General features: G+C 42.2%; 2 protein-coding genes. Both read left to right on the top strand.

Annotated features, from left to right (window positions below; translation table 11 throughout):
* The first annotated feature begins 145 nt into the window (after positions 1-145).
* Entirely contained in the window at positions 146-682 is a 537-nt protein-coding gene (gene infC, locus A3729_RS01795) for a translation initiation factor IF-3 (protein WP_156499823.1), read from the top strand.
* A gap of 46 nt (positions 683-728) precedes the next feature.
* Positions 729-883, top strand: a 155-nt coding sequence (rpmI, locus tag A3729_RS01790) for a 50S ribosomal protein L35 (RefSeq protein ID WP_068633029.1), incomplete at its 3' end; no start/stop codon positions are given.

Genomic DNA, 883 nt, shown 5'->3' with positions numbered 1-883 from the left:
ATCTTGGCGTGATGCCTTTAGAAGATGTTCTCGCGGTCTTCAAAGAAGATTTTGTACAGAAAGGTCGTATCGCAAATTCTGGTGAGTAAGCAGTATAAAATGTGCACCTCATCTATGTTTGCATTTTTAATGTGGAGAAATAGACATTAAGCGTAATAACCAAAGTGGCAAGTCAAAAAAAGCGTTGATCAACGAGAATATCGAAGCAACGGAAGTTCGTCTTATAGCAGAAGATGGTGAGCAGTTAGGTATTGTTCCGATAGAAGACGCGCTGGCTCGTGCCACACAAGTAAGTTTAGATTTGGTTCAAATTGCCAACAGTGATCCGATTGTGTGTAAAATCATGGATTACGGTAAAAAAGTATTTGAAGAGAAGAAGCAGAAAGCTGCCCAGAAGAAAAAGCAGAAGCAGACTCAAGTTAAAGAAATTAAGTTACGACCAGGGACGGAAGAGGGGGATTATCAGGTAAAACTACGCAACCTGATACGTTTCCTTGAAGGTGGGGACAAGGCCAAGGTGACGATTCGTTACCGCGGTCGTGAAATGGCACATCAGGAAATCGGCATGAAGCTACTTGAACGAGTCGAAACAGACTTGGAAGAGTACGGAACTGTTGAGCAGCGACCTAAAATGGAAGGTCGGCAAATGATGATGGTGTTGGCCCCGAAAAAGAGAAAATAGCGCGGTTGCTATTTTTGTTAATTTTTCCAATGCGGAGTGAGATATTATGCCTAAAATGAAAGCAAAAAGCGGTGCTACAAAACGCTTTAAGAAAACAGCTAACGGATTCAAGCACAAGCAATCCTTTACTAGCCATATTTTGACTAAAAAATCACCAAAGCGTAAGCGTCAGCTACGTGGATGCAAGCAGGTTGCAGACTC

It is taken from the genome of Oleiphilus sp. HI0043 (assembly GCF_001634935.1).
The sequence above is the reverse complement of the archived record's forward strand: the minus strand, read 5'-3'. Positions and strand labels throughout refer to the sequence as shown.